This window comes from Mesorhizobium sp. Root695 (genome assembly GCF_001428185.1).
Classification (GTDB): domain Bacteria; phylum Pseudomonadota; class Alphaproteobacteria; order Rhizobiales; family Rhizobiaceae; genus Mesorhizobium.
Genome location: NZ_LMHO01000023.1, coordinates 536,948 through 561,343 on the forward strand (window position 1 = coordinate 536,948; position 24,396 = coordinate 561,343).

Annotated in this window: 27 protein-coding genes; 13 read left to right on the forward strand and 14 right to left on the reverse strand. The window is 62.5% G+C overall.

Features of this window, described 5'->3' with window-relative positions; translation table 11 throughout:
• Positions 1-21: 21 nt before the first annotated feature.
• Positions 22-432, reverse strand: coding sequence for a lactoylglutathione lyase (gloA, locus tag ASD99_RS21620; protein WP_056584998.1), 411 nt, complete (start codon positions 430-432; stop codon positions 22-24).
• A gap of 161 nt (positions 433-593) precedes the next feature.
• Between gloA and ASD99_RS21625 the strand changes: the two genes are divergently transcribed.
• From ASD99_RS21625 to ASD99_RS21635, 3 genes are all read left to right on the forward strand, one after another.
• A complete protein-coding gene (locus ASD99_RS21625; RefSeq protein ID WP_057144814.1) occupies positions 594-2,033 on the forward strand; it encodes an FAD-binding oxidoreductase in 1,440 nt (479 codons plus the stop codon).
• Between the two features lie 7 nt (positions 2,034-2,040).
• Positions 2,041-2,844 carry a FadR/GntR family transcriptional regulator gene (locus ASD99_RS21630; RefSeq protein ID WP_057144815.1) on the forward strand — a complete coding sequence of 268 codons (804 nt, stop codon included), beginning with the start codon at positions 2,041-2,043 and terminating at the stop codon, positions 2,842-2,844.
• A 75-nt stretch (positions 2,845-2,919) separates the two neighbouring features.
• Positions 2,920-3,633, forward strand: coding sequence for an SOS response-associated peptidase (locus ASD99_RS21635; RefSeq protein WP_056584993.1), 714 nt, complete (start codon positions 2,920-2,922; stop codon positions 3,631-3,633).
• A 138-nt stretch (positions 3,634-3,771) separates the two neighbouring features.
• Here the strand turns inward: ASD99_RS21635 and ASD99_RS21640 are convergent, their stop codons facing one another.
• On the reverse strand, positions 3,772-4,017 hold the full coding sequence (locus ASD99_RS21640) for a hypothetical protein (RefSeq protein ID WP_244497849.1): 246 nt from the start codon (positions 4,015-4,017) through the stop codon (positions 3,772-3,774).
• 169 nt (positions 4,018-4,186) lie between these two features.
• On the opposite strand from ASD99_RS21640, the gene ASD99_RS21645 reads away from it, so the two are divergent.
• Positions 4,187-4,366 carry a hypothetical protein gene (locus ASD99_RS21645; RefSeq protein ID WP_057144816.1) on the forward strand — a complete coding sequence of 60 codons (180 nt, stop codon included), beginning with the start codon at positions 4,187-4,189 and terminating at the stop codon, positions 4,364-4,366.
• A gap of 11 nt (positions 4,367-4,377) precedes the next feature.
• Positions 4,378-4,587, forward strand: coding sequence for a hypothetical protein (locus ASD99_RS21650; RefSeq protein ID WP_056584987.1), 210 nt, complete (start codon positions 4,378-4,380; stop codon positions 4,585-4,587).
• Positions 4,588-4,618: 31 nt separating this feature from the next.
• Here the strand turns inward: ASD99_RS21650 and ASD99_RS21655 are convergent, their stop codons facing one another.
• Positions 4,619-5,524, reverse strand: a complete 906-nt coding sequence (locus ASD99_RS21655) for an NAD(P)-dependent oxidoreductase (protein ID WP_056584985.1) — start codon at positions 5,522-5,524, stop codon at positions 4,619-4,621.
• Between the two features lie 102 nt (positions 5,525-5,626).
• On the opposite strand from ASD99_RS21655, the gene ASD99_RS21660 reads away from it, so the two are divergent.
• Entirely contained in the window at positions 5,627-6,367 is a 741-nt protein-coding gene (locus tag ASD99_RS21660) for a FadR/GntR family transcriptional regulator (RefSeq protein ID WP_056584983.1), read from the forward strand.
• 26 nt (positions 6,368-6,393) lie between these two features.
• Here ASD99_RS21660 and ASD99_RS21665 read toward each other — a convergent pair whose 3' ends face one another.
• The 5 genes from ASD99_RS21665 to ASD99_RS21685 form a co-directional block, all read right to left on the reverse strand.
• Entirely contained in the window at positions 6,394-7,125 is a 732-nt protein-coding gene (locus ASD99_RS21665; RefSeq protein WP_056584981.1) for an ABC transporter ATP-binding protein, read from the reverse strand.
• The gene (locus tag ASD99_RS21670; protein WP_056584979.1) at positions 7,122-7,844 is read right to left on the reverse strand and encodes an ABC transporter ATP-binding protein; all 723 of its coding nucleotides are present in this window, start codon (positions 7,842-7,844) and stop codon (positions 7,122-7,124) included. The genes ASD99_RS21665 and ASD99_RS21670 overlap by 4 nt, the downstream gene beginning before the upstream one ends.
• A complete protein-coding gene (locus tag ASD99_RS21675) occupies positions 7,841-8,851 on the reverse strand; it encodes a branched-chain amino acid ABC transporter permease (protein ID WP_057144817.1) in 1,011 nt (336 codons plus the stop codon). The genes ASD99_RS21670 and ASD99_RS21675 overlap by 4 nt, the downstream gene beginning before the upstream one ends.
• On the reverse strand, positions 8,848-9,720 hold the full coding sequence (locus ASD99_RS21680; protein ID WP_056584975.1) for a branched-chain amino acid ABC transporter permease: 873 nt from the start codon (positions 9,718-9,720) through the stop codon (positions 8,848-8,850). The genes ASD99_RS21675 and ASD99_RS21680 overlap by 4 nt, the downstream gene beginning before the upstream one ends.
• A 78-nt stretch (positions 9,721-9,798) precedes the next feature.
• The gene (locus tag ASD99_RS21685) at positions 9,799-11,013 is read right to left on the reverse strand and encodes an ABC transporter substrate-binding protein (protein ID WP_057144818.1); all 1,215 of its coding nucleotides are present in this window, start codon (positions 11,011-11,013) and stop codon (positions 9,799-9,801) included.
• 179 nt (positions 11,014-11,192) lie between these two features.
• Here ASD99_RS21685 and ASD99_RS21690 point away from each other — a divergent pair, with 179 nt between their 5' ends.
• Complete coding sequence (locus ASD99_RS21690; RefSeq protein ID WP_057144929.1) at positions 11,193-12,179, forward strand: aldo/keto reductase; 987 nt, start codon at positions 11,193-11,195, stop codon at positions 12,177-12,179.
• A 457-nt stretch (positions 12,180-12,636) separates the two neighbouring features.
• Here ASD99_RS21690 and ASD99_RS21695 read toward each other — a convergent pair whose 3' ends face one another.
• The 3 genes from ASD99_RS21695 to ASD99_RS21705 form a co-directional block, all read right to left on the reverse strand.
• The gene (locus tag ASD99_RS21695) at positions 12,637-13,833 is read right to left on the reverse strand and encodes an ROK family transcriptional regulator (protein ID WP_057144819.1); all 1,197 of its coding nucleotides are present in this window, start codon (positions 13,831-13,833) and stop codon (positions 12,637-12,639) included.
• 139 nt (positions 13,834-13,972) lie between these two features.
• Positions 13,973-14,995 (reverse strand): SIS domain-containing protein, encoded by a 1,023-nt coding sequence (locus tag ASD99_RS21700; RefSeq protein WP_057144820.1) that lies wholly within the window; start codon positions 14,993-14,995, stop codon positions 13,973-13,975.
• Entirely contained in the window at positions 14,996-15,919 is a 924-nt protein-coding gene (locus tag ASD99_RS21705) for a BadF/BadG/BcrA/BcrD ATPase family protein (RefSeq protein WP_244497850.1), read from the reverse strand.
• A gap of 151 nt (positions 15,920-16,070) precedes the next feature.
• On the opposite strand from ASD99_RS21705, the gene ASD99_RS21710 reads away from it, so the two are divergent.
• From ASD99_RS21710 to ASD99_RS21730, 5 genes are read left to right on the forward strand one after another with little or no spacing between them, the layout of a single operon-like run.
• On the forward strand, positions 16,071-17,321 hold the full coding sequence (locus tag ASD99_RS21710) for an extracellular solute-binding protein (protein ID WP_057144821.1): 1,251 nt from the start codon (positions 16,071-16,073) through the stop codon (positions 17,319-17,321).
• 1 nt (position 17,322) lies between these two features.
• The gene (locus ASD99_RS21715; protein ID WP_057144822.1) at positions 17,323-18,258 is read left to right on the forward strand and encodes a carbohydrate ABC transporter permease; all 936 of its coding nucleotides are present in this window, start codon (positions 17,323-17,325) and stop codon (positions 18,256-18,258) included.
• On the forward strand, positions 18,255-19,103 hold the full coding sequence (locus ASD99_RS21720) for a carbohydrate ABC transporter permease (protein ID WP_057144823.1): 849 nt from the start codon (positions 18,255-18,257) through the stop codon (positions 19,101-19,103). Before ASD99_RS21715 ends, ASD99_RS21720 begins: the two co-directional genes overlap by 4 nt.
• A 30-nt stretch (positions 19,104-19,133) precedes the next feature.
• Positions 19,134-20,066: a 3-keto-5-aminohexanoate cleavage protein gene (locus ASD99_RS21725; protein WP_057144824.1), complete on the forward strand. Its 933-nt coding sequence runs from the start codon at positions 19,134-19,136 to the stop codon at positions 20,064-20,066.
• Positions 20,067-20,077: 11 nt separating this feature from the next.
• Positions 20,078-21,130, forward strand: coding sequence for an ABC transporter ATP-binding protein (locus tag ASD99_RS21730; RefSeq protein ID WP_057144825.1), 1,053 nt, complete (start codon positions 20,078-20,080; stop codon positions 21,128-21,130).
• Here the strand turns inward: ASD99_RS21730 and ASD99_RS32590 are convergent.
• The 3 genes from ASD99_RS32590 to ASD99_RS21740 all read right to left on the reverse strand — a co-directional run bounded on the left by ASD99_RS32590 (position 21,060) and on the right by ASD99_RS21740 (position 22,104).
• A complete protein-coding gene (locus ASD99_RS32590; RefSeq protein WP_274533716.1) occupies positions 21,060-21,494 on the reverse strand; it encodes an ABC transporter permease subunit in 435 nt (144 codons plus the stop codon). The genes ASD99_RS21730 and ASD99_RS32590 overlap by 71 nt on opposite strands.
• A 62-nt stretch (positions 21,495-21,556) precedes the next feature.
• On the reverse strand, positions 21,557-21,742 hold the full coding sequence (locus tag ASD99_RS35215; protein WP_057144826.1) for a transporter substrate-binding domain-containing protein: 186 nt from the start codon (positions 21,740-21,742) through the stop codon (positions 21,557-21,559).
• Entirely contained in the window at positions 21,718-22,104 is a 387-nt protein-coding gene (locus tag ASD99_RS21740; RefSeq protein ID WP_162256716.1) for a transporter substrate-binding domain-containing protein, read from the reverse strand. The genes ASD99_RS35215 and ASD99_RS21740 overlap by 25 nt, the downstream gene beginning before the upstream one ends.
• Positions 22,105-22,577: 473 nt before the next feature.
• Here ASD99_RS21740 and ASD99_RS21750 point away from each other — a divergent pair, with 473 nt between their 5' ends.
• On the forward strand, positions 22,578-24,332 hold the full coding sequence (locus tag ASD99_RS21750) for an adenylate/guanylate cyclase domain-containing protein (protein ID WP_057144829.1): 1,755 nt from the start codon (positions 22,578-22,580) through the stop codon (positions 24,330-24,332).
• Positions 24,333-24,396: the final 64 nt, after the last annotated feature.

Consider the following 24,396-nt stretch of genomic DNA (forward strand, 5'->3'; position numbering starts at 1 on the left):
CGACCCCGCCCGATCAGGTCGCTACATCGTGTCGAGACCGATCAGCTCGATCTTGTAGCCATCCGGATCTTCCACGAAGGCGATGTGGGTGGTGCCATGCTGCATTGGCCCTGGCTTGCGCGGAATCTTGGCGCCGCGCTTCTCCAACTCGGCGCAGACGGCGTAGATGTCGTTGACGCCGAGCGCCAGGTGGCCGAAGCCGGTGCCGATCTCATAGGGCTCTTCCCTGCCCCAGTTCAGCGTCAGCTCGACGACAGCTTCCTTGTCCTCCGGCCCATAGCCGACGAAGGCATTGGTGAACTTACCGCCAGGATAGTCCTCCCGGCGCAGCAAGGTCATGCCGAGAACCTCGGTGTAGAAGGCAATCGACTTGTCGAGGTCGAGCACCCTGATCATGGTGTGCATATAGCGAAAGCCCGGGGCGTCGCTCATTGGGAAAGTCCTCCGTGTCGGGTGATTTGCTGGTCTGACCATCCACATCAAACGGGTGGCGGGGATATGGCTTCGCTTGATGTTCTAAATCAGGGTTGTATGATAACACGACAAGAACGGTGGTTGTCCAGTCGTTTTCCCCTGGGGTCCAGAGTCAATTCATGAATGTCGTGCCGCCCACCTCCGCATCGCTGACATCTGCCCTTGCCGGCGTGCTGCCGAATGGCGGATTGCTGACCGCGACGCAAGACCTCGCGCGCTATAGCCGCGATTGGTCGGGCGACCATTTCGGCCGCCCGTTGGCGGTGGCGCGGCCGGCATCGGTCGAGGAGATGTCGGCGCTGATGCGGTATTGCCATGCGCAGCGTATCCCGGTCGTGCCGCAAGGCGGGTTGACCGGCCTCGTCGGTGCGGCCGTCGCGGCCGATGGCGGCGAGATCGTCATCTCGCTGGAGCGCATGAACCGGATACGTTCGATCAGCCCGATCGATTTCGCCATGGTGGTCGAGGCCGGCTGCATCCTCGAAGATGCCAAGCGCGCCGCCGAGCAGAGCGACTGCCTGCTGCCGATCACCTTCGGCGCGCAAGGCAGCTGCCGGATCGGCGGCAATGTCGCCACCAATGCCGGCGGCTTCAACGTGCTGCGCTACGGCATGACGCGCGACCTGGTGCTTGGCCTCGAAGTGGTGCTGGCCGACGGCCGCGTCTGGAACGGGCTGAAGGTGCTGCGCAAGGACAATCGCGGCTACGACCTCAAGCAGATCTTCATCGGCTCGGAAGGCACGCTCGGCGTCGTCACCGCCGCCGCGCTGAAACTCTTTCCCAAGCCGACGCAGATCGAGACCGCGCTGGTGGGCCTGCGTTCGGTCGAGGACGCGATGGCGCTCTATGCGCGGGCGCGGCGCGACTGCAGCGACCTTCTCACCGCCTTCGAACTGATCCTGCGCGGCGGCATCGAGATCACCATGCGCGAGGGCGCGGACTTTCCCGATCCGCTTGATAAGGCCTACCCGGCCTATGTGCTGATCGAGGTGTCTTCCGGCGGGCTCATCGACCTGTCCGCCATGCTTCTGGGCTTTCTCGGCGGCGTCACGGATCTCGTCGAGGACGGCATCGTGGCCTCGACGCGGGCGCAGGCCGAGCGGTTGTGGCTCTATCGCGAGATCATGGTCGAGCGCCAGGGCCGCGGCGGCCGCTATCTGCGCACCGACGTCTCGGTGCCGATCTCGAAGCTCGCCGATTTCGTCACCGACGCGCTCTTCGAATTGCAGCGCGCGCGCCCCGACGCGCTGGCCGTCACCTATGGTCATGTCGGCGACGGCAACATCCATCTCAACGTCGTGCCGCCGGAAGGCATGGCACCTGACGCGGTCGAGCATCTGTTCGAGGAGGCGGAGGCGGTGATCTTCGCCATCGTCGACCGCTATGGCGGCTCGATCAGCGCCGAGCACGGCATCGGCCGGGTCAAGCAGAAGGCGTTCCTCGAACGGATCGATCCGGTGACGCTCGATCTGGCGGCAGGCATCAAGGAAGCCTTCGATCCGCGTCATCTTCTGAGCAATGGCCGCATTCTGGCAACCAGGGCCGATCATGGTCTATAGGTGAGCGATGACGCTGAAACTCGACAAGGTCAATCGCGGTCCGCATCTCTCCACCCTGGTGGCGAGTTCCATCTCGCGCGAGATCGCGCAAGGGCGCCTCAAGCCCGGCGACCAGCTGCCGACCGAGCAGGCGCTGGCGACCACGTTCGGCGTCAGCCGCAACGTGGTGCGCGAGGCGATCGCGCGGCTGCGCTCGGAAGGCCGCATCTGGTCGCAGCAGGGGCGCGGCGCCTTCGTGGTGGAGAGCAACAACCCGACGGTGCTGACCATCGACTATGAGGCGCTGCAGCGCGCCGACTCGTTCCGCAATCTGTTCGAACTGCGCGGCATCCTCGAGGTGCAGGCGGCGGCCTTTGCCGCAAAGCGGCGCACCGAGGCCGATCTCACCGCGATGGACGATGCGCTGGCCGGCATGCGCGCGGCACCCTATGGCAGCGTCGCCTGGCTACGCAGCGACCTCGAGTTCCACCGCGCCGTCGCCGAGGCTACCCGCAACGGCTACATGGGCCAGTTCCTGGGCTTCGTTTCCGAGCGCGTCCGCGACAGCATCCTGGCCGCCGGCAACCAGCAGAAATCGGACGACATGGCGCGCATCACGCTGGGCGAGCACGAGCGCATCCTGACCGCCATCCGGGCAGGCGATGTCGAGGGCGCGCAAGCGGCGATGCGCGACCATCTGGCGGGCGCGGCGCTGCGGGTTGGGCTGCACGATGGGGAGACGGCTGCGGAGGCTGCTCCTGTGCCAGAGGCAGCCTCTCCGGTGCGGCATTCACGGCTGCGGAAGGCTGTGCGCGGGCAGGCTGCGCGGTAGCGGTTTCGTCCTCGGTGCTATTTCGTCCGAATTTTTCGACTGGTCGGCGGAGCACACTCACGGCAGAGTGTGACCATGTGCAACCTCTACAACATCACCACGTCACAAGAGGCCGTCCGCCAATGGACCCGGACTCTGCGGGACATCCTGGGCAACCTTGAGCCGTCCATCGACATCTATCCCAACCGCCCCGGCCCGGTGGTGCGCAATGCGCTGGACGGGCAGCGGGAATTGGCGAACCTGCTGTGGGGCATGCCGACACCCGTTGAGCGGATGAAGGGCAAGGCGGACTACGGCACGACCAACATACGCAATCCCCAGTATGGCCATTGGCAGCAATATGTCGGCGTCGAGAACCGTTGCGTGGTGCCGGTGACCAGCTTTGCCGAGCCGAGCCCGACACCCGGTGACAAGGACCCTGAGACAGGCATCCAGCGGAACTACTGGTTCGCTCTCAATGAGGACCGCCCGCTGTTCTTCTTCGCTGGCCTCTGGACCCCGTGGCATGGGGTGCGCAAGGTCAGGGATGGCCCCGGCGATTTCGAGCTTTACGGGTTCATGACGACCGCTCCCAATGCGCTCATCAAGCCGATCCATGAGAAGGCCATGCCGGTGATCCTGAGGACGCAGGAGGAGACCGAGACGTGGCTGACAGCGCCATGGTCTGAGGCGAAGCGGCTACAGCGCACGGCGCCTGACGATGCCCTTGTGATTGTCGAGAAGCCGGCCACGCAGATCAAGTTTCCCGAGCAGGCACCACCCCTGCCAAGCCAAGGCTCGTTGTTCTAGATGGCTGGCCTTCGGGTAATGTCGGACGTAGCACCGGGCCTTGCAATTGCCATCTTTCTTGCAATCTTGGTCGTTTTTCGTCGTAAGCAGCATTAAGCAAATCGGCGGCAAGTGATTGAAATGCCGGGCTGTTAGCGCCTACTCTTCGTCGCTCCAGATCACACGGCGCACCATGCGGATTTCAACAAGCCGCCTCACCCGTATCCTCAAGCCCTCCGATGCGCTTGGCAGCAGGATATCGACATCAAGGTCGCGACGTTTGCACCGCTCGCAACGCATATGCCGGTCAACATCCCAAAACGGAATGTCCCCGATAAGCTTGGCAAGGTCGCCAGGCAGATAATGGCGGGTGATGTTGCAGTTGACGCACCGGACGCGGATCAACTGACCGACCTCATGTGCTTTGCAAAGGGTCTGCACAAGGCGGCGGGGTTTTCTGGGCTGCTCCGGCATATTAGAAAATAGGAATGAGTTCCTCTCCGAGTCAATTCACCCTTGACATTTATGTTCCCTTTTTGTTCACTGCGATCCTGTAGCGTTTGGAGTAATTGCTATGGACCGCATTGTGACACTCAACAGTCGCCAGGAGGCCGCCCTCCAGGCTCACGCCGAGGATTTCGTCGCCGTCCACAAGGGTGATGTGATGAAGGCGCTCAAGGAAATGATCGTGCTCAATGGGCATCTTCAGGAGCGACTTGATGCACTCACCGCCCCTCGCCGCGCGACACGCTAGGAGGAACCGCCATGGGTACGATGCACTTTGACGCCGAAGCCAAAGCCGAGCTCCATTCCGAAGCCATGAAGCTCATCGCGCGCTACGACAGCCCACTTGAGACCGTGAAGGCGCTCATGGCCTATAACTGCGAGCTTGAGACCCAGATACTCGCCATCGCCCACCGGCATCCGGGGATAGTTTCAATTGGCTACGATCCCACTCCGCCTGTGCTGGGGTGATCGCTTGTCATTGGCTGCGACAGTCGGCCCGTCACTCCGCCGGCTGCTCCACCAGCGACACCCCATTCAACCCCGCCACAATATCCGACAAGGCCGGCACGAATTTCTCGCCATGGCCGGTGGTGACGGCGGTGGCAAAGCCGTTGCGCACCGCAGCACCAATCGGGTTGGCAACACCCGCCGCCTGCGCGAATGAAGCAAGATACGTCATGTCCTTCAGCGCGTTGACGATGGCGAAGCGCTGGGCGTTTTCGTTGCGGTTCAGGACGAAATCGAAGAACGCCTGGTAAAAACCGCAATCCATGCGGCTGCCTGAAATGACGCTGTTGAAGACCTGCGGCGTCAGGCCGGCCTTGGCGCCCAGTGTCAGCGCCTCCGAGTAGATCGCCGAATAGCCCATCGAGACGAAATTGTTGAGCAGCTTCATGGTGTGGCCGCTGCCGGTCGGGCCAGTGTGGATGATTCGCGCCGCGAACGCTTCAAGTACCGGGCGCGCGCGGGCGACCGCCTCGGCCGGGCCGCCGACCATGACGTCGAGCTTGCCCTCGGCCGCCTCCTTGGGCGTGCGCGCCAGCGGCGCATCGATGAGCATGACGCCCTGCTCGGCAAGGTCGGTCGCAAGGGCTGTGGTCGACGACGGGTTGGAGGTCGAGCAGTCGACGATCAGCAGCGGCGTTCCGGCCACGGCAAGGCCATCCGGCCCCTTGATCAGCATTTCAACCTCGCGCGAACCGGTGACGCACAGGATGACGATGTCGGAGGCGGCGGCGAGTTTGCGCGGGGTTGCGACCTCGCTGGCACCGGCTGCTATCAACCGATCGGCAGCGGTGCGGCTGCGATGCACGCACACGGTCAGCGGCCAGCCCTTGCGCAGCAGATTGTCGGCCATGCCGGCGCCCATGCTGCCCAGGCCGATGAAGCCAATGCGTTCTTTCATGCAATCCTCCTATGATCTACGCTGGCGGGCTGACCTCTGGTCACCTTGCGGTGGGCACCTGTCGATGCAATCCTTGCGGGAGAATCGGACCGGAGTCCCCCGATGGCGGAGCCCATGCTTTTCGATGCGATACCGCAAGCGCCCAATCTCAGGACCGGGCTCGTCAACACGCTGATCGCGCAGATCGAATCCGGCGATCTGGCGCCGGGCCAGAGACTGCCGACCGAGCAGGAGATCGTCGCCGCGACCGGTGTCAGCCGTACCGTCGTGCGCGAGGCGCTGGCGGCACTGCGCGCCCGGGGATTGATCACCACGCGTCAGGGCCTCGGCGCTTTCGTCGCCAAGGATCCGCTGCCAAGGACCTTTTCCATCCTGCCGGACGATCTCGAATCGATCGACGAGGTGCTGCGTGTGCTGGAACTGCGCATGGGCATCGAGGTCGAGGCGACCGGCCTTGCCGCCGAGCGGCGCAGCGACGCAGCGCTCGAGCAGATGAGTTCGCGGCTCGATGCGCTGGAGGCGGCGGTGCGTGCCGGCGGGTCGGGTTCGGAAGAGGATTTCGGCTTTCACCGCGCCATCCTGGCTGCGACCCAAAACCCGAATTTCACCCGGCTGTTCGACACGTTCGGCAGCGCCATGATCCCGCGCCAGTGGACGCGGCTCGACCGGATGACCATTCCCGAGCGGGAGAAGTATCTGGACCGCATGCAGCGCGAGCATCGCGTCATCCTGGCTGCCATCGAAGCCAGGGACGTCAACGCGGCGCGGCGCGCCATGCGCAGCCATTTGACCAAGAGCTACGCCCGCTTCGAAGATCTGCGCGACAAAGCTGTTCACGATTAGGGGGCAAGCCACGACCGGTCGCGGGCTCATGCGGCTGCTCCCGCCACGCCGCCGAGGTACAGTTCCCGCATCAGCGACATGTCGCGCAATTCGGCGATTGCGCCTGAGACCGCAATGCGGCCGTTCTGCATGAGGTAGCCGCGCGAGGCGACCGACAAAGCGAGACCGGCATTCTGTTCGACCAGCAGCACCGAGGCACCGAAGCGTTCGCCGATGCCGAGGATGATCGCCTTGATCTCCTTGACCAGCAGCGGCGACAAGCCAAGCGACGGTTCGTCGAGCAACAGCACGCGCGGCCGCGTCATCAGCCCGCGCCCGATCGCCAGCATCTGCTGCTGCCCGCCGCTCAGCGAGCCGCCCTTGTCGCGCCGCTTGGTGGCCAGGATCGGGAAGAAGGCCAGCATCGTTTCGAAATCGGCTTCCACGGCCGCATCATCGCGGCGCGCATAGGCGCCAAGACGCAAATTCTCCTCGACCGTCATGTCGACGAAGATCTTGCGTCCCTCCGGCACCAGCACGACGCCTCGCCTGGCCATGACATCGGCGGCAAGCCCGGTCACCTCGGCACCATCGAAGGCGATGCTGCCGGCGCGTGGCCGGATCAGCCCGGCGATTGCCTTGAGCAACGTCGACTTGCCGGCGCCGTTGGGGCCGAGGATGGTGACGATCTCGCCCTCGCCCAGCGTCAGCGAGATGCCGCGGTTGACGATGGACGGCCCATAGCCGGTGACGATATCGGAAACGTCAAGCAGGCTCACAGATCGCCCCCCAGATAGACTTCCAGCACCTTGGGATCGGCAAGCACCGCTTCGGTCGGCCCGTCGGCGATCTTGGAACCGAAATCGAGCACGGCAAGGCGACGGCACAGCATCTGCATCAGCTTCATGTCGTGGTCGATGACGCAAACGGTGATGCCATGGCCGGGAAGCTGGCGGACAAGCCCGACAAGGGCCGCGGTCTCGCGATCATTGAGGCCGGCGGCTGGCTCATCGAGCAACAGCAGCGAGGGACGCGTGGCCAGTGCCAGCGCAAGGCCGAGCAGGCGAAGGCTGCCGAACGGCAGCACGCCGGCTTTTTCGCCGCCGAGCGCGCTTAAACCGACGAAATCGAGCAGCGCTTGCGGCGTCGGCCAGGGATTGGCGGTGCCCCCTGCCCGCGCGTGCTCGCCGGCGATCTGGACATTCTCCAGCACGCCAAGGCCGGCAAAGGCCATAGCCTGCTGGAAGGTGTAGCCGATGCCGGCCCGCGATATGGCGTGCGGCTTGAGACCCGTGATGTCCTGGCCGCGAAACAGCACCGTGCCGCCGCTAGGCTTGTGGACCCCGGTGACGACGTTGAACAAAGTCGTCTTGCCCGAGCCGTTCGGGCCGACGACGCCGAGGATCTCGCCTTCTTCGATGGCGAGATCGACGCCGGCCAGGGCGGTGACGCCCCCGAATTGCTTGCTGAGGCCGCTGATCGCCAGGATCGGGCTCATTGCCGCACCTCCGCTGCGTCGCAGTCTTCCGTCTCCTGTTTCGGCTTGCCCGAAAATGCCGCGCGGAGCGCTCGCACGATGCCGCCTATCAGGCCGTCGGGCAAAAGCATGATCACCGCGATCAGGCAGACGCCGTAGACGATGCGCGACTGCACCGGGTCGAGGTTGAGCACCTCCGGCAGGAAGGCGACGAGGATGCCGCCGGCGAGCGGCCCCTCGATCAGCCTTGCGCCGCCGATCATGACCATCAGCGCCAGATAGATGCTGGGGAAGGAGGAGAACTGCGACGGCGAGATATGGCCAAGGAAATAGGCGAGCAGCACGCCCGAAATGCCGGCAAAGATGCCGCTGACGACGAAGGCGCCGATCTTGTGCCTGCCGACATTGATGCCGAGCGAGGCGGCCAGTTTCTCGTTCTCGCGGATGGCGCGCAACGTGCGGCCGTAGGATGAGTGGATGATTGCCCAACTCGCCACCGCCGCGACAGTGACGAAAGCCACCACCATCAGATAGTAGCGCGTCAGGTCGGTCATATCGGCACCGAACAGGGTGACCGGACCGGCGATGTCGAGCCCGGTGGCCGCACCCGTATAGTCGCCGCCATTGGTGAGCACGATTGCCAGCAATTGCCCGAAGGCAAAGGTCATGATGACGAAGTGATGGCCGCCTACGCGCAGCGACGGAATGCCGACGATCATCGCGAACACCGCGCTGGCGAGGGCCGCCGCCGGCAGCGCCAGCCAGAACCCGATGCCAAAGTCCCGCGCGAGGATCGCCGCCGCATAGGCGCCGACACCGACCAGCGCGGCGTGGCCCATCGACAGGATGCCGGTCTGCCCGAACAGCACCGAGAGGCCGTAGAGCGCGATGACGTTGATGCCGGCCGAGATCGCCAGCGACAGGAAGCGATTGCTGGGCGAAAACAGCGGCACCAGCGCGATCAGCGCCAAAATGACCAGCACCGGCAGCAGCGATCGCAACGGTTTGAGGGCGGAATCTGCATTCATGACGCCATCCTGGGCCCGCTGGTGCCGCCGAACAGGCCGTGCGGGCGCACGATCAGCACCAGGATCATCAGGGCGAAGGAGTAGGCGTCCGTCCATTGCGAGAAGCCGTAGCCGGCGCTGAAGCCCTCGACGATGCCGAGGATGAGACCGGCGGCGACGGCGCCATAGATGTTGCCGAGCCCGCCGATCAGGGCCACGGCGAAACCCTTCATCACCATGGTGCCGCCAGTGAACGGCGTGATCGGAAACAGCGCGATCAGCAGCGCGCCGCCAAGGCCGGCCAGCGCACTGCCGAGCACGAATACGCCGGTGATATAGCGGCGCACCGGAATGCCCATCAGCGCCGCCGTATCGCGATCCTCGACGCTTGCCCGCAGCGCGCGACCGTAGCGGCTGGCCGTGATCATGCGGAAACTCAGCGCCACCACGGCGATGGTGATCAGGATCACCATGACGCGCACCGATGCGATGCGCACGCCGCCGACGTCCCATACGGTGGTCAGCGGGCGCGGAATGCTCTTCTGGTTGGGGTTCCAGAACAGCACCACGACATGCTGCAGCACGACGATGAGGCCGAGCGACACGATGAAGCCGTTGGTCGGCCGCTCCAGCGTGAAGCGAAACAGGCCCCGCTCGAGGATGTAGCCCATCAGCCCGACAGCCAGGATCGCCAGCACCACCGCCAGCGGGAAGCCGAGGCCGGCACTGACCGCAAGCCAGGTGACGATGCCGCCGATCATCAGGAATTCGCCATGCGCGAAGTTGATGATGCCGGTCAGGCCGAAGATCAGGGTGACGCCGATGGCGATCAGCGTGATGACGCTGGCGATGGAAAGGCCGTTGAGGATTTGCTGGATGAAAATATCCACGGCGATCGAGACCTGCCTGACTTGCAAGAAAGGGGGTTGGCGGCCGAGAACGCCGCCAACCCGGGGACCAAGTTTGGATCAGCTCTTCGGCGCTTCGGCCGGCGGCTGCTGCATGGCGCAGGAGATGGCGCCGCCGGGTGCCGCGGCGCAGACCTCGGTAGCATGGGTGACCTGGTGCGTCGGATTGAACGTCAGATCATCCGAGACCACGCCCTTGTGATGGAGCGTCAGCAGCGCGTCGACCGTCTTGTCCGGATCGAAGCTGTCGGCCTTCTGCCAAGCTTCGACGAGGAAGTGGACATAGTCATGATAGAGCAGCGACACCGACGAGGTCACGCCATGCGGCGCGCCGGCGGCGAAGTAGGCGTCGAAATAGGCCTTCGCCTTCGGGTTCGAGGACTCGCCCCAGCAGACCGGGACGCAGCTCATCGCCACCGGCACATCGGCCGAAAGCTGCTTTTCCTTCCAGATGCCGGGGTCGACGCCGAACAGGAAATAGCTTTTCGCGGCACCCAGTTCCAGCGCCTGCGGCAGCGCCGTCAGCGTTGAATCGCCATTGTACCAGAAGTGGATGATGTCAGGATTGAGGCTCTTGGCCCGCGTCAGGAAAGGCGAGAAGTCGGTGGTGTCAGGCGGATAGAAGATGATGTCGGGAACGTCCTGTCCCTCGGCCTTCAGCGCCTTGTAATAGTAGGACGACAGGAACTGACCGGTGGCATCGTTGCCGACGATCATCACGGATTTCTTCGGCTTGAACCCGAGCAGCGGCTCGAGCAAGGAGAGGACACCACGCGCCGTCGATCCGGAGCGCTGGAACTCCTGCGGTTCGGACTGGAAGAGATAGTGATCCTCGCCGCCAGGCTTGACGCTATCGGCGTTGAGGATTTTCGCCAGCGTCGAATTGCCGGCGAAATGGATGATCTTGGCCGGCTGCGTGATCTTCGCCATGGCCAGCGTGAAGTCATGCGTTTCCGACCCGAAGATCGCCTGCACCTTGACGTCGCGCACCAGCTCCTGGGTGGCGGCTATTGCCGTGGAGATATCGGTGCGGTCGTCGCGCTTGACCATTTCGAGCTTGTAGGTCTTGCCGCCGACCTTGAAGCCGCCGGCATCATTGATCTGCTTGACGGCCAGGCCGACGCCGGCCGGCAAGGTATGGCCGGCAGAAACGAAAGAGCCTGACTCCGCCGCGACGACGCCAATCTTGACGATGTTGTCCTCGGCGAATGCAGGACGGGCAAGCGCGCCAAGGCACAAGGCCACTGATGCGCCCATTTTCAGAACGGTTTTCAACTTGAGATCCTCCCGACTCCAAATCATTGCAGTCTTACCGGGTTGTCATACAACCCTGTTATCTGGTAAATCGTACGAGCACGGATGTCAATCGCGTCATCATTCGATTAGATGCCGCGGGCAGGATGCGAATCGGCATGCAGGCCAAGACCAGACCAGACCGGAACGAGGAACAGGACATGCACTCACGGAAATTCGGCCGCACCGGCCGCGACGTCAGCGAGATCGGCTTTGGCGCATGGGCGATCGGTGCCGCCTGGGGCGAGGTCAATGATGGTGACGCTGTTGCCGCCCTGCATGCGGCGCTCGACGCCGGCGTCACCTTCATCGACACCGCCGACGTTTATGGCGATGGCCATTCCGAGAAGCTGATCGCAAAGGTCATGAAGGAGCGCGGCGGCGAGCGTCCGTTCATCGCCACCAAGGCTGGAAGGCGGCTGCCGGCACAGACGGTCGAAGGTTACAGCCAGGAAAACCTGACCGGCTGGATCGACCGCAGCCTGAAGTATCTCGAGACGGACACGCTCGATCTCGTGCAGTTGCACTGCCCGCCGACCGACCTCTATTACCACCCGGAAATTTTCGAGCGTCTCGACCGTCTCGTCGAGCAAGGCAAGATCCGCAATTACGGCGTCAGCGTCGAGCGCGTCGAAGAGGCGCTGAAGGCGATGCAATATCCCGGCGTTGTCAGCGTGCAGATCATCTTCAACGCCTTCCGCCAGCGTCCGGCCGAACTGTTCTTCGACCTGGCGAAAAAGAACGACGTGGCGATCATTGCCCGCGTGCCGCTGGCCAGCGGCCTGCTGTCGGGCAAATTCAAGGCGGACACCAAATTCGAGACCACGGACCATCGCCTGTTCAACCGCAACGGCGAAGCCTTCGATGTCGGCGAAACCTTCTCGGGCGTTCCGTATGAGGTCGGGTTGGCGGCAGTCGAGCTCATCCGGCCGCTTGTCTCTGGCGACACGACGATGGCGAAATTTGCGCTGCGCTGGATCTTGATGTTCGATGCGGTGAGCGTGGTCATTCCCGGCGCCCGAAACCCGGCGCAGGCGCGTTCCAATGCGGAAGCGGCAGCACTTCCGCCACTATCTGATGAGCTTATGGGCAAGGTGAAGGCGATCTACGACCAGGACATCAAGCCCTACGTGCACCAGCGCTGGTGACCTACCGATGCTATCGAGCCTGTCACCCTTCGCTCTGCCTTGATGGTTTCAGGCAGCGCTTGCCACCACAATCCGCGACAAGTCAAGGCAGACTTCATTCAAGCGTACGGCAGCTGGTCGGCGCGTTGAGGCGACGATAGACAGGCCGAGCGAAGCGCCTTGACTGACACAGACGCAATCAGTCCTTGGCATCATCACGCCCTCCGAATTCGCTATCAAATGGCGCTGAAAAACAGGCAGCATGAGGCTAAAATCAGCTCAGGACTTTCGTTGAACTGGAGGGAACATGGCTCTCAGCTCAACGCGCCGCGCTTCGCCACGGCCACTGCCCATCACCTTCACTCCGCCTCCTGAGAGCCAACAAGTATCCTGCTTCCTTGCATCCGAGTACCTTCGGTCACAAGGAATCAGACACTGACATCGACAGCAAGCTAGATTGAGTTTCGAGCCCAAATCACTATTTGACACGCTCAAACTCTGACCGTGGCGGTAGCACCACAGCCGGGTGCCGGCCTTCGTGCAGCATCAGCCCGAGACTGTAATCAACCGCTAGCTTCATGGCACCGAGCGCTGTCCCGTCGTCCCCGAGAGAACTGACGGCGATGTTTGTAGGCCAAGCAAGCTCTGCCGCTACACGTTCGACGGTTTCGGTCATCAGCGGATTCCTGCCGACGCCGCCCCCAAGGACGATCAGGCCGGGGTCGAGCATGCCGATGCAGCCGGCCGCCAGCCTGCCAATATCAGCGGCATGGCGCGCGACCGCCGCCCCCGCCGGCGGTGAGTTTTCCAAAGCACGCGCGAACAGATCCTTGGCCGAGTCCGGCGGTGCTCCTTCTTGTGCTGGCCAATCGAGTCGGCAACGCTCGATCAGCGCCCGTGAGCCGAGATAATGTTCGAGCCCTTCACGAGAGGGAGTCTCGCTTGCCGACCACGGAAACGGCATGCGGCCAATCTCGCCGGCAGCACCGCCGGCGCCGCGAAATAACCGCCCTTCGGTGATGAAGCCGAGGCCGACCCGGACTCCAACCTGCAGAAAGGCAAAGGTCTGGTGGCCTTGAGCGGCGCCAAAATGCATCTCGCCAATGGCGGCGCAATTGACGTTGTTTTCCAGGATGATCGGTACGTCTACACTGCGACGCAGCAGGCCAAGCACGGCGGAGGGTCCGCCGGGGCGGTCAAAACTGTCATTGGCGACGATGCGCGGCACAGCCACCGCAATGCTACGCAGCGCGCGAAAATCCCTGCCAACCCTGGCCGTGGTGGCACGCGCCACCGACAACACGACGGCGCCCACCTCGTCGGCATCACCGGCTATCGCTTCCGGTATCGGCTCTTCCGCCGACGCCAGCTTCTCAGCATCCATCGAATAAGCGACGGCCCGCACCTGGGCGGCGCCGACATCGATGCCGATCGCGTAGCCCGCACCTGGACCGATGCCATAGACCGTCGCCGTGCGGCCAATGGCGCCGCGTTCCAGCCCACGCGAGGCAACGAGGCCGAGCGCGCTCAACTCCGACACCGCCGCAGACATGGTCGGCTTCGAGAGGTCGAGCATGGCGCCGAGCTTCGGCCGCGTCACCGGCCCATGCGCGGCGAGCACGCGCAGCACAGCGCGGGCGCTGTCGGTCAGGTTGGGGATTTCCGCAGCCGCCATCTAGCCGTTCGACCTTTGCCCTGAAATCCTGTCTTCAGTCGGTGACAGCGCAACCGCTGCCCCGACTCGAAAGCCGCATCTTTCCCTCAATGCCTCATGGACAGGCGGTTTGGCAATTTCCGCGATCCGTACACAGGCGTCAGACTTCCGTCGGCGACCATGGCTTGAGCTTGGTGTCGGTCTGCCGGTAGCGGAAAACGATATCGGTCAGGCCGGCGGCATCCTGCATGTCGCCGACGACGAGCTGGATGGTGATGATCTCCAGAATGGCGTCGGCGATGGTGTTGCCGAGCGTCGGAATGGAAATCACCACCAGCCTGTCGGCTGGTGAGACATCGTTGCGCCGCGTCACCAGCACCGAGGGACAGCCGAAGCCGGCGACATCCTGCGCGATCTTGACCTCGCGCCCGTCACCTATGCAAATGAGTCCGGTCGCCGCATCCTGAGATTCCATGGGTCCGTGCAGATAGTTGAGCGTGTCCCATCCCGATGCCGGCACCCGAACCGCCTCGCGGATCAGCATCGCCGCTTCGCCGGCATTGGCGAAGCTGACACCGGCGCCGACGATATCAATGGATGTTCTGCCCTGCAGAAGCCGTGCCGCCTGCCCGGCGGGTTGTTGCGCAGCGGAGAGGACGGTGGCGACCGCAGGTGGCAATGTCGCCCAATTGAAGCTGTTGCCGGCAAGCCTGTCGATCAGTATGCCGAGGGCCAGCAAGGTCCCGGTATAGCCGGTCGAGCTGGCGCCATTGTCAGCGCCGGAATCCGTGGCGAGCACCGCGCCGGTCAGCGTGGCCAACGGATTGTCGCTGCCACGGCAGACCGCCAGGCGCGGCACCGCTGAAGCCTCGCGCATGACATCGGAAATTTCGCGGCTCTGCCCGGAAGCCGACAGCGCGATGAATGCATCGGCGGCGGCGCTGGTGCGGCCATAGAGATCGGTCGGCGTGTAGGCGAAGGCCCTGATGCCGCAGGCGCGCAGATAAAGCGCTCCAGCCAATGCGGCCTGATAGCTGGCGCCGATACCGGCGAGCCCGATCGTCTTGCCGGCGAAGGTCTGCAGATCGAGACTGTCGAGCGCGACAGCCACCGAGCGCCTGCCGATCTCGAGGCTTTCCGTTTGCCGCGCCACCGCCTGGCGGTAGCCGATACGCTTCAGCATTCAAACTACTCCGATCGATGAGGAAAGTCCTTGGCCAACGAGCAGCCGTCTGGCCAGGGCGACCGCGCCAAGCACCGGCGGCTCGCGCAGCAGCACCACATGGCTCGACGGCGAAACTTTCGCCATGGCCTCGACGAATGCCGTCATCAGCATCGGCTGCTCGGAAATGACCCCGCCACCGACCACGACAAGGTCAGGATTGGCGCCGCGTTCGATCAGCAATTCGACCAATGCGGCAAGTCCTGCCCCGCCTTCCCGGATAACACGGGTCGCCAGCACCGAGCCGGCAATCGCCGCATCGAAGACGGCATTGGCATAGCGGCCCCAGACCGCCGCGCCGCGCGTTTCGTTGAGCAGGATGCCAAGCTTGGTCTGGTCTTCAGTATCGAGTTCGCGCATCAGCGCGGCAATCAGCGGGTCGCCATCCTGGCCTCGGTCGAGGCTGTGGCGGATTGCCTTCGCCGCCTCGCGCACCAAGGCCGGCGCGCTGCCCTCGTCGCCAAGAATCCAGCCCCAGCCGCCGGCCGCCAGCATCTTGCCATCGGCCGTGCGTGCCACCGCGATGGAGCCTGTGCCGGATACGACGCCGATGCCATCGATATAGCCGGCGGCAGGAACCATCAGCTCGGCATCATTGACCACCTGCACCGCACCGCCGGTCCTGCTTGCCAACAGCGCCTCGAAGCGAAGGCATTGTTCACCCGTGTCGCAGCCATGCGCGCCGACCGCGAGTGCAGCAGGCGCCACCCCGCCGCACAATCCGGCAACGATCCCAGCCAGTGTCGCCGCATCGGTCTCCATCTGGCGAATGCGCCAGCTCTCCGTCACCAGCACCTTGTCGGCGATCGTCTGCTCGCCCAGATACGCCATGATGCGTGTCTTGGTGCCGCCTATATCCACGCCTGCAATGATTTTCTGGGTCACCGACATCCACCGCGCACGCCGGACGAAGCGGGTCGCCTCGTCTCAATCCACATTAGTTAGGAAACTTTACAAACTATCTTCCCAGACGGCAAGAACTATGATTTGATAATCGTCGTAAAAAGCGCATCAAGCGCGATTGGGAGATTGCAACATGAGCAGGAGAAGGATTGGGCTGGCCCTCGCGGCCGCGTCTTTCGCATGGGGATTGGCAGCCAGCGTGGCGCATGCCACCGACATCTCGTTCTGGACCTGGCGCCAGGAAGACAAGGCCGCCTACAACGAACTTTTCGCCGACTTCACCAAGGCCAACCCGGACATCCATGTGAAGTTCGAGTCCTTCCCGGACGAGAACTATCCGACCATTGTTTCGACGGCCCTGGCTGCCGGCAAAGGTGGCGATGTAATCCACACCCACGCCTATGGCTGGCTCGAGCAGTTCGTGAAGGCCGGCTATTTCGAGCCGCAGGATCTGACCACGGTGCCTTCGCTCGCCAACCAGCCCGCCGATGCGCTGGTCGCTGGCACCTACCGCGCCGACAAGAAGGTCTATTCCTTGCCCTTCGCCTCGCAGACACTCGGCCTGTTCATCAACAAGGACGTCTTCACCAGGGCCGGGCTGACTCCGCCGACCACCTGGGATGAATTCATCACCGTCAGCAAAGCGCTGAAGGACAAGGGCATTTACCCCTTGGCCAACGGCATGGGCACCAGCTGGTTCAACGAGATGTTCGTCGCCATCTTCACCAACCCGTTCCTCGGCCAGGACTTTGTCAGCGACCTGACATCGGGCAAGACCACCTTCAAGGATCTGCGCTATGTCGCGGCACTCGGCAAGCTGCTTGAACTGCGCGACTACATGCCCCCCGGTTTCGAAGGCATCGACTACGACACCGCAGGCCAGCTGTTCATCAGCGGCAAGGCGGCGATGCTGGCCGGCGGCAGCTTCGACATCGCCAGCTACCGCACCCAGAACCCGGCCATCAACATGGACTTTGTCGCGCCGCCAATGGCCAAGGCCGGCGATACGCCGCAGGTGACCAAGTTCTTCGACGGCGGCTATGCCGTCAACGCCAAGTCGGCCAACAAGGAGGCCGCACTCAAGCTGGTCAACTGGATGGGCACCAAGGAGTTCGGCGACAAGTTCTCTGCCTTGCTCGGCAACATCTCGCCGATCAAGGGCGTCGTCATCAAGGACGAGCTGCTCGCCCACGTCGCCAAGTTGAACGAAACCGCCATGCCGCATATCAATGTCGTCTACTTCCGTTTCGAGAAGCCGACGGGATCGGAACTGCTGCAAGGCGACATCACCAAGATGATGTCGGGTTCGATCACCCCGGACCAGCTGGCCGCCGACCTGACCAACGGCCTCGCCAAATGGTACAAGCCTTTCCAGGGCAAGTGACATGAACATCGGCCGGCGCCACACCACAAAAGCCTTTCCGTGGCGCCGGTCACTCTGGATCGCGTCCCTGCTGACACCAGCCCTGGTGGTCATGGTGCTGTTCGTGCTCTGGCCGCTGCTGTCGGCCTTCCGCCTTGCCTTCTATGAGTTCAACGGCTTGCAGCCGACCGGATTCATCGGCTTTGAAAACTTCCGCAAAGTGTTGTTTGAACAGCCTTATAGCGACTGGACCTACAATGCGCTGAAGCACAACATCATCGCCTTCATGGCGCTGATGGTGTTCGAGAACGGCACCGCCTTCCTGCTCGCCTATGCCTTGCTGAAAGCCCTGCCCGGCCACCGCATCCACCAGGTCATCGTCTTTCTGCCCGTCGTGCTGTCGGCGGTCATCGTCGGCTTCCTGTGGAAACTGTTCCTGCACCCGCTCTTCGGCTTGGTGAACCAGACGCTGGCGCTGGCCGGTATCGGCGCCATCCCATGGCTCGGCAATGAACACACCGCCCTCGGCAGCGTCCTGTTCGCCAATGTCTGGCACTGGCTCGGCTTCCCCACCCTGGTGCTTTTGGCCGGCATGCAGCGTGTCAGCAAGGAAGTGATCGAGGCCGCCCGTCTCGACGGCGCCGGCGACTATGTGCTGATGACCAGGATTATCTGGCCGCTGATTGCGCCTAGCGTCACCATCGTCACCATCCTGACCTTCATCGGCAGCTTCAACTGGTTCGAAATCCCATACGTCATGGCTGGCCTCACCGGTTCGCCCGGCGGCGCCACCGACGTGCTCGGCCTCTATTTCTACCGCACCGCCTTCGGTTCGACGACGACCGGCATCCAGGATTTCGGCCAGGGCAGCGCGCTTGCCGTGATGATGTTCATCATCGTTGCCGGCGTCACGGCAATAGCGCTTCGCTATCTGCGCCGTCGCGAGATCGAGCTGTGAGCGCGACAGCCCGCACCGGGCAACCCGCCGAGTTGCTGAAGAATGGCGCCATCCAGCTGATGCTGGCGGTCAACGCCGTCATCATGATCTATCCGCTGTTCGTCATGGTGATGTCGTCCTTCAAGACCAATGCCGAGATCTTCAGCTCGCCCTTCGCCCTGCCGGCGCACTTTTCGCTGGCCAATGCCGAGCGTGTGTGGAGCGAAACGAACTTCGTGCGCTATCTCGCCAATTCCGTCGGCATCACCATGGCCGCGGTGGCGCTCATCCTTCTGTTCAGCACCATGGCCGCCTATGCGATTGCCCGCTACCAGTTCAGGCTGAGCGCGCTGGTGCTGATGTTTTTCCTGAGCGGCATGACGGTGCCGCTGAAACTGGCGATCATTCCGCTGTTCATCCAGCTGGATTCGCTTGGGCTGGTCGACAGCTACGCCGGCCTGGTGCTGGTCTATGTCGCCATGGGCATCCCCTCGGCGGTGTTCATCATGACCGGCTTTCTCCGGACCTTGCCGCGCGAACTGGAAGAGTCCGCACGCATGGACGGTGCCAGCGAGTTTCGCATCATGCGCTCAATCATGCTGCCGCTGGCGCGCCCGGCGCTGGTCATCGTCGCGATCCAGAACGCCGTGCCGATCTGGAACGATTTCTTCTTCCCGCTGGTGCTGATCACCTCGGACAATCTCAAGACGCTGCCGCAGGGCCTCACCGTCTTCGTCGGTGAATTCACCACCGACTGGGGCGTGCTGTTCACCGGGCTGACGCTGGCGGCGCTGCCGATAACGCTGCTCTACATCGTGCTGTCGAAGCAATTCATCTCGGGCATTACCCAAGGCGCGGTGAAATAAGCTGCGGTCAAATAGACGAGGAATCTCCAAGTGGCGAACCAGAACAAAATCATCATCACCTGCGCGGTCACCGGCTCGATCCACACGCCGTCCATGTCGCCGCATCTGCCGGTCAGCGCGCAGGAGATTGCCGATGCCGCGATCGGCGCGGCCGAGGCTGGTGCGGCCATCGTCCATCTGCATGCGCGCAATCCCGCCGATGGCCGGCCCGATCAGTCGACCGAGGCGTTCGCGCCCTTCCTGAAGGTGATCAAGCAACGCTCGGACTGCGTCATCAACATCACCACCGGCGGCGCCGCGACGATGAGCGTCGAGGAGCGCGTCAAGCCGGCGGCGACCTTCGCGCCGGAAGTCGCCTCGCTCAACATGGGCTCGATGAATTTCGGCCTCTATCCGATGCTGGAGCGCTTCAAGACCTTCGAGCATGACTGGGAACAGCCCTATCTCGAAGGCTCGCGCGACCGCATCTTCCGCAACACTTTCGGCGACATCGAGCACATCCTGCGCACCTGCGTACAAAACGGCACGCGTTTCGAAATCGAGTGCTACGACATCGGCCATCTCTACACGCTCGCCCATTTCGTCGAGCGCGGCCTGGTCAAGGCGCCATTCTTCGTCCAGAGCGTGTTCGGCATACTGGGCGGCATCGGCACCCATCCCGAGGACGTCGCGCATATGAAGCGCACGGCCGACCGCCTGTTTGGACAGGATTACCATTGGTCGGTGCTGGGCGCCGGCCGCAGTCAGCTGCCGATCGCCACCCAGGCGATTGCGCTCGGCGGCAATGTCCGCGTCGGGCTGGAGGACTCGCTGTGGATCGGCAAGGGCCAGTTGGCGAAATCCAACGCCGAGCAGGTGCTCAAGGTGCGCCAGATCATCGAAGGGCTCGGCGCCTCGGTGGCCACCCCTGACGAGGCACGACAGATCTTGCAGCTCAAGGGCGGCGACAAGGTTTCTTTCTAAGGAAAGCACCAATGAGTGCGCTCACCATATCGGGTGTCGAGAAAGCCTATGGCAAGGCGAAGGTTATCCACGGCGTGTCGGTCGACATCGCGTCGGGTGAATTCGTCATCCTCGTCGGCCCGTCCGGCTGCGGCAAGTCGACCTTGCTCAGGATGATCGCCGGGCTGGAAGACATCAGCGCCGGCGAGATCGCGCTCGAAGGCAAGGTCATCAACGACGTCGCGCCGAAGTCGCGCGACATCGCCATGGTGTTCCAGAACTATGCGCTCTACCCGCATATGACGGTGCGCGAGAACATGGCCTTCGCGCAGACGCTAAAGAAGACCGACAAAAGCGAGATCGACGCCAAGATCATGCGCGCCGCGACTATCCTCGGACTGCAGGACCTGCTCGAGCGCTACCCGCGCCAATTGTCCGGCGGGGAGCGCCAGCGTGTCGCCATGGGCCGCGCCATCGTGCGCGACCCGAAAGTCTTCCTGTTCGACGAGCCGCTCTCCAACCTCGACGCCAAGCTACGCGTGCAGATGCGCACCGAGATCAAGGCGCTGCACCAGCGCCTGGGAACCACCATAGTCTATGTCACGCACGACCAGGTCGAGGCCATGACCATGGCCGACAAGATCGTCGTCATGAATGGCGGCATCATCGAACAGGTCGGCGCCCCGCTCGATCTCTACGACCGACCTGCCAATCTGTTCGTCGCCCAGTTCATCGGCTCGCCAGCAATGAACGTCTTGGTCGGCAAGAGTGAACCGGAGGGCTTCGTCGCAACCGACGGCATTATGCTCCCATTGCCCCCGCATGCTGGCGCCAACCTAGCAGCCGCCGCCTATGGCATCCGGCCCGGGCACCTGCGAATTTCAGACCAGGGCCTGCCAGCAATGGTCGAGGCGGTCGAGCCGACTGGCTCAGAAACGTTGGTTGTCGCCAAAGCAGCGAAAACAAGGCTCGGCGCCCTGCTGCGCGAGCGAGTATCGGTCGTCGCCGGCCAAACTATATTCCTGTCACCAGACCTCGAGAAGGTCCATCTATTTGATAGCGAGGGTCAGAGCATAGGGCGCTGAACAGGGCGACCCGTCGCGCGGTGCCTGCTTCGATCTGACCACGCGGTATTGCCAATAGGGCTCCTCGAAAAGTTTCCGTCATGTAGGATCCGAAAATGAACCCGATCGCCAGGAAACCAGCGGTGAAGGCATCGAGTTCGACATAGTCCCACAAACCTGTGGCGGCGCCGATCCGGTTCAATGCCATCTGCCCACCGAAGTAGAGCAACAACATGAGAACGAGATCAGGCACGCCGCGCACAAGCGTCGTGTAGAGCTCTGCGATCCGCCGAGTCCTCCTTGAACCTGAAAGCTTCGCCCAGGCGCCAAGGAGGCCCAGGGCAACGGCCACCATGACCGACAGAATGCTCAAGGCGATTGTCACCCTGAGGCGGCCAGCAGGAACGGGGAGAACTGCAGAACTGCTTCCACGACTATATGGTCCGATCAGTTGCCGTAGATGTCGTAGACGAAGTATTTCTTCGCGATCTTGTCGTAGGTTCCATCCTGACGGACCTCGATGAACGCCTTGTTGAGCTCCTCGCGCAGTTGGGCGTCCTCCTTCCGGAGTCCAATGCCTGCTCCCTCTCCGAAGCAGCCGCGATCGGTTACGATATTGGACGCGAACGCCATGTTCTTGCGGCGTCGGTCTTGAGCAGACTGAAATCCGAAGCGACAGCATCGGCAAAGATGGCATCGAGACGGCCGGACGTCAGGTCGAGATAGAGAGCGTCGGCGTTGGGGTATGTGACGGCTTTCGCCGTAGGATAGGTCTTTTCGATATAGCATAGATAGGTGCTCGCGGAGGGTGTCCCCACCGTCTTGGCTTTGAGCTGCTTGTCCGCGACATCGATGGTCACGCCAGCCGACGGGCCAGCGCCGGCACGTTGAGACACGACATGACGTCGCCAGGTAGTGCAGTCGACTGACAGGCCTGTGCCGATCGCGACTTTCTTGCCGAGCGTGTCCTCGACGAATGGGTATTTCATGGTCATGGGAAAGGCGATCTCCATTGAGAGGTTCGCCGCAACGGAGGAATATAATCCTGATATCGATGCCGCTGGCAAGCGGTTTGAGTGCCTATCGCTTGCAGGTCTCACCCCATTAGCGTATCCTAATTTATTGTGCCGATATTGTGAGGCAACAATGGGGAGAGGGCTATGGGGAAGCATCTGTGGTTAGGCCTGGCGTTAGCATTCTCGGGAATACTTTTGAACACCCTGGCCGCTGAGGCAAAGGCTTTCAAAAGCTTCCAAGGCAAAGAGTGCAGACCCGACTACAAACGGCTTTGCCCAATGACACCAATCGGCAAATGCGATCTTCAAAGCATGATCGATCAGCTATCCCCCGCGTGCAAAGCGTTCGTTGAGAAGCACAAATAGGAGTCGATCCGCCTGCCGCGTGACGTCGGTCCTCCTCGCCCTACGCTCAGTCTTCCTGCTATCCTAGCGGCAAAGGAGGTCGCGCGATGAGTGAGAATCGCAGGCTAGCCGCAATCCTGGCCGCAGACGTTGTCGGATACAGCCGGCTCGCCAGCGAGGACGAAGACCGGACTTTGGCACGTTTGCGTGCACTGCGCAGCGATCTGATCGATCCGACCATCGCCGTTCACAACGGGCGCGTGATCAAGCGCACAGGGGACGGGGCGCTAGTCGAGTTCCGCAGTGTCGTGGATGCCGTGCGTTGCGCCATCGAGGTGCAAAACGGCATGGTCGAGCGCAATGCCGGCGTACCGCAGGAGCGCCGCATCGAGTTCAGGATCGGCGTCCATCTGGGCGATGTGGTCGAAGAAAGCGACGGCGATCTGATGGGTGACGGCGTCAACATCGCCTCGCGTTTGGAGGGCGTCGCGGCGCCCGGCGCCATCTGCCTGTCCGAGGACGCCTATCGCCAGGTCAAGGCGAGGCTCGACCTCTCGGTCAGCGATCTCGGCAGCACGCAGCTCAAGAACATCGCCGAGCCGATCCGGGTCTATTCCATTCGGGTTGGAACCGCCAGATCGACGACAGCCGCAACGTCAGAACCTGCAACGATCCATCAGACCGGGTCGACGCCGCCGAAGCTGTCGATCGCCGTCCTGCCGCTGGCCAACATGAGCGGGGATGCAGAACAGGCGTTCTTCACCGACGGCCTGACGGAAGACATCATAACCGATCTATCGAATGTACCCGGATTCTTCGTTATCGCCCGCAATTCCACCTTTGCCTACAAGGGCAAGTCCACCGACGTCCGCCAAATCGCCCATGATTTAGGGGTGAGATACATCCTTGAAGGTAGTGCGCGTCGCTCGGCCGAGCGTCTCCGGATAAATGTCCAGTTGATTGATGCTGCGGGCGGCGGAAATCATGTCTGGGCTGAACGCTTTGACCGCGATCTCGTCGATATCTTTGGCGTTCAGGACGAGGTCACGCGACGCGTTGTTGAAGCGATTTCTGGTAAGCTTGGTGTCAAGAATATTGTTGCCCGTTCCCGACCGTCAAATCTCGAGGCCTATGATCTTTGTGTTAGGTCGCGAGGCAAATGCAACATTTCGAAATCAGACAATAGAGAGGCGTGTGCTGATTTGGAACGTGCCATTCACTTAGATCCAAACTACTGCGAAGCGCACAGCAATCTTGCTATCTCGCTGCTATTTGGCTGGATGATGTGGGGAGAGCCACAGATACCCGGCCGTGCAAAGGCTCTGATGCACGCGCAACGGGCTGTAGAGATCGATCCCAGCGATTCCCACGCTCGCAGAATCCTGGGCTGCGTGCAGCTCTATGAGCGTAATTGGGACGAAGCAGAATTGCAGTTCGATGCTGCAATCCGGCAAAATCCCAATAATGCAGACGCCATAGCATGGATGGGTGAGCTTCAAGTCTACTTAGGTAAGCCGCAAGCGGCACTGATAGCTTGCGCAGAAGCGCTGCGTTTGAATCCTCATCCACCCGGTTGGTATTTCTGGAGCATGGGGATAGCGCAAATTTCCTCCGGTCAGTACGAACAAGCTGTTGCCTCCTTGAGCCGTGACGAAACCTACGGGACAGGCTCGAGGGAGGACCTGATTGCCGCGCTTGCCCTTGCCGGTCGCATTTCTGAGGCTCAGGAGGAAGCCCGCCTATTTCTTACTGGGAATCCAGACTGGAAAATCGCTGATTTCGCGACGAAATTGCCTTTTAAGAGTAAGGCTGATGCGGAGCCCTTCGTTGACGGCTGGCGGCTTGCGGGCATGCCAGACTAGACAGCATGGCAAACAGGCCCGTTTCGGCTTCGACCTTTTCCCGATCGTCCGTCATGCGACTCTC

Excerpts from the sequence above, each read along its gene's own strand:
- gloA (WP_056584998.1), bottom strand. The coding sequence starts at position 432 with ATGAGCGACGCCCCGGGCTTTCGCTATATGCACACCATGATCAGGGTG.
- ASD99_RS21625 (WP_057144814.1), top strand. The coding sequence starts at position 594 with ATGAATGTCGTGCCGCCCACCTCCGCATCGCTGACATCTGCCCTTGCC.
- ASD99_RS21630 (WP_057144815.1), top strand. The coding sequence starts at position 2,041 with ATGACGCTGAAACTCGACAAGGTCAATCGCGGTCCGCATCTCTCCACC.
- ASD99_RS21635 (WP_056584993.1), top strand. The coding sequence starts at position 2,920 with ATGTGCAACCTCTACAACATCACCACGTCACAAGAGGCCGTCCGCCAA.
- ASD99_RS21645 (WP_057144816.1), top strand. The coding sequence starts at position 4,187 with ATGGACCGCATTGTGACACTCAACAGTCGCCAGGAGGCCGCCCTCCAG.
- ASD99_RS21650 (WP_056584987.1), top strand. The coding sequence starts at position 4,378 with ATGGGTACGATGCACTTTGACGCCGAAGCCAAAGCCGAGCTCCATTCC.
- ASD99_RS21655 (WP_056584985.1), bottom strand. The coding sequence starts at position 5,524 with ATGAAAGAACGCATTGGCTTCATCGGCCTGGGCAGCATGGGCGCCGGC.
- ASD99_RS21660 (WP_056584983.1), top strand. The coding sequence starts at position 5,627 with ATGGCGGAGCCCATGCTTTTCGATGCGATACCGCAAGCGCCCAATCTC.
- ASD99_RS21670 (WP_056584979.1), bottom strand. The coding sequence starts at position 7,844 with ATGAGCCCGATCCTGGCGATCAGCGGCCTCAGCAAGCAATTCGGGGGC.
- ASD99_RS21675 (WP_057144817.1), bottom strand. The coding sequence starts at position 8,851 with ATGAATGCAGATTCCGCCCTCAAACCGTTGCGATCGCTGCTGCCGGTG.
- ASD99_RS21690 (WP_057144929.1), top strand. The coding sequence starts at position 11,193 with ATGCACTCACGGAAATTCGGCCGCACCGGCCGCGACGTCAGCGAGATC.
- ASD99_RS21695 (WP_057144819.1), bottom strand. The coding sequence starts at position 13,833 with ATGGCGGCTGCGGAAATCCCCAACCTGACCGACAGCGCCCGCGCTGTG.
- ASD99_RS21700 (WP_057144820.1), bottom strand. The coding sequence starts at position 14,995 with ATGCTGAAGCGTATCGGCTACCGCCAGGCGGTGGCGCGGCAAACGGAA.
- ASD99_RS21710 (WP_057144821.1), top strand. The coding sequence starts at position 16,071 with ATGAGCAGGAGAAGGATTGGGCTGGCCCTCGCGGCCGCGTCTTTCGCA.
- ASD99_RS21715 (WP_057144822.1), top strand. The coding sequence starts at position 17,323 with ATGAACATCGGCCGGCGCCACACCACAAAAGCCTTTCCGTGGCGCCGG.
- ASD99_RS21730 (WP_057144825.1), top strand. The coding sequence starts at position 20,078 with ATGAGTGCGCTCACCATATCGGGTGTCGAGAAAGCCTATGGCAAGGCG.
- ASD99_RS35215 (WP_057144826.1), bottom strand. The coding sequence starts at position 21,742 with ATGGCGTTCGCGTCCAATATCGTAACCGATCGCGGCTGCTTCGGAGAG.
- ASD99_RS21740 (WP_162256716.1), bottom strand. The coding sequence starts at position 22,104 with ATGACCATGAAATACCCATTCGTCGAGGACACGCTCGGCAAGAAAGTC.
- ASD99_RS21750 (WP_057144829.1), top strand. The coding sequence starts at position 22,578 with ATGAGTGAGAATCGCAGGCTAGCCGCAATCCTGGCCGCAGACGTTGTC.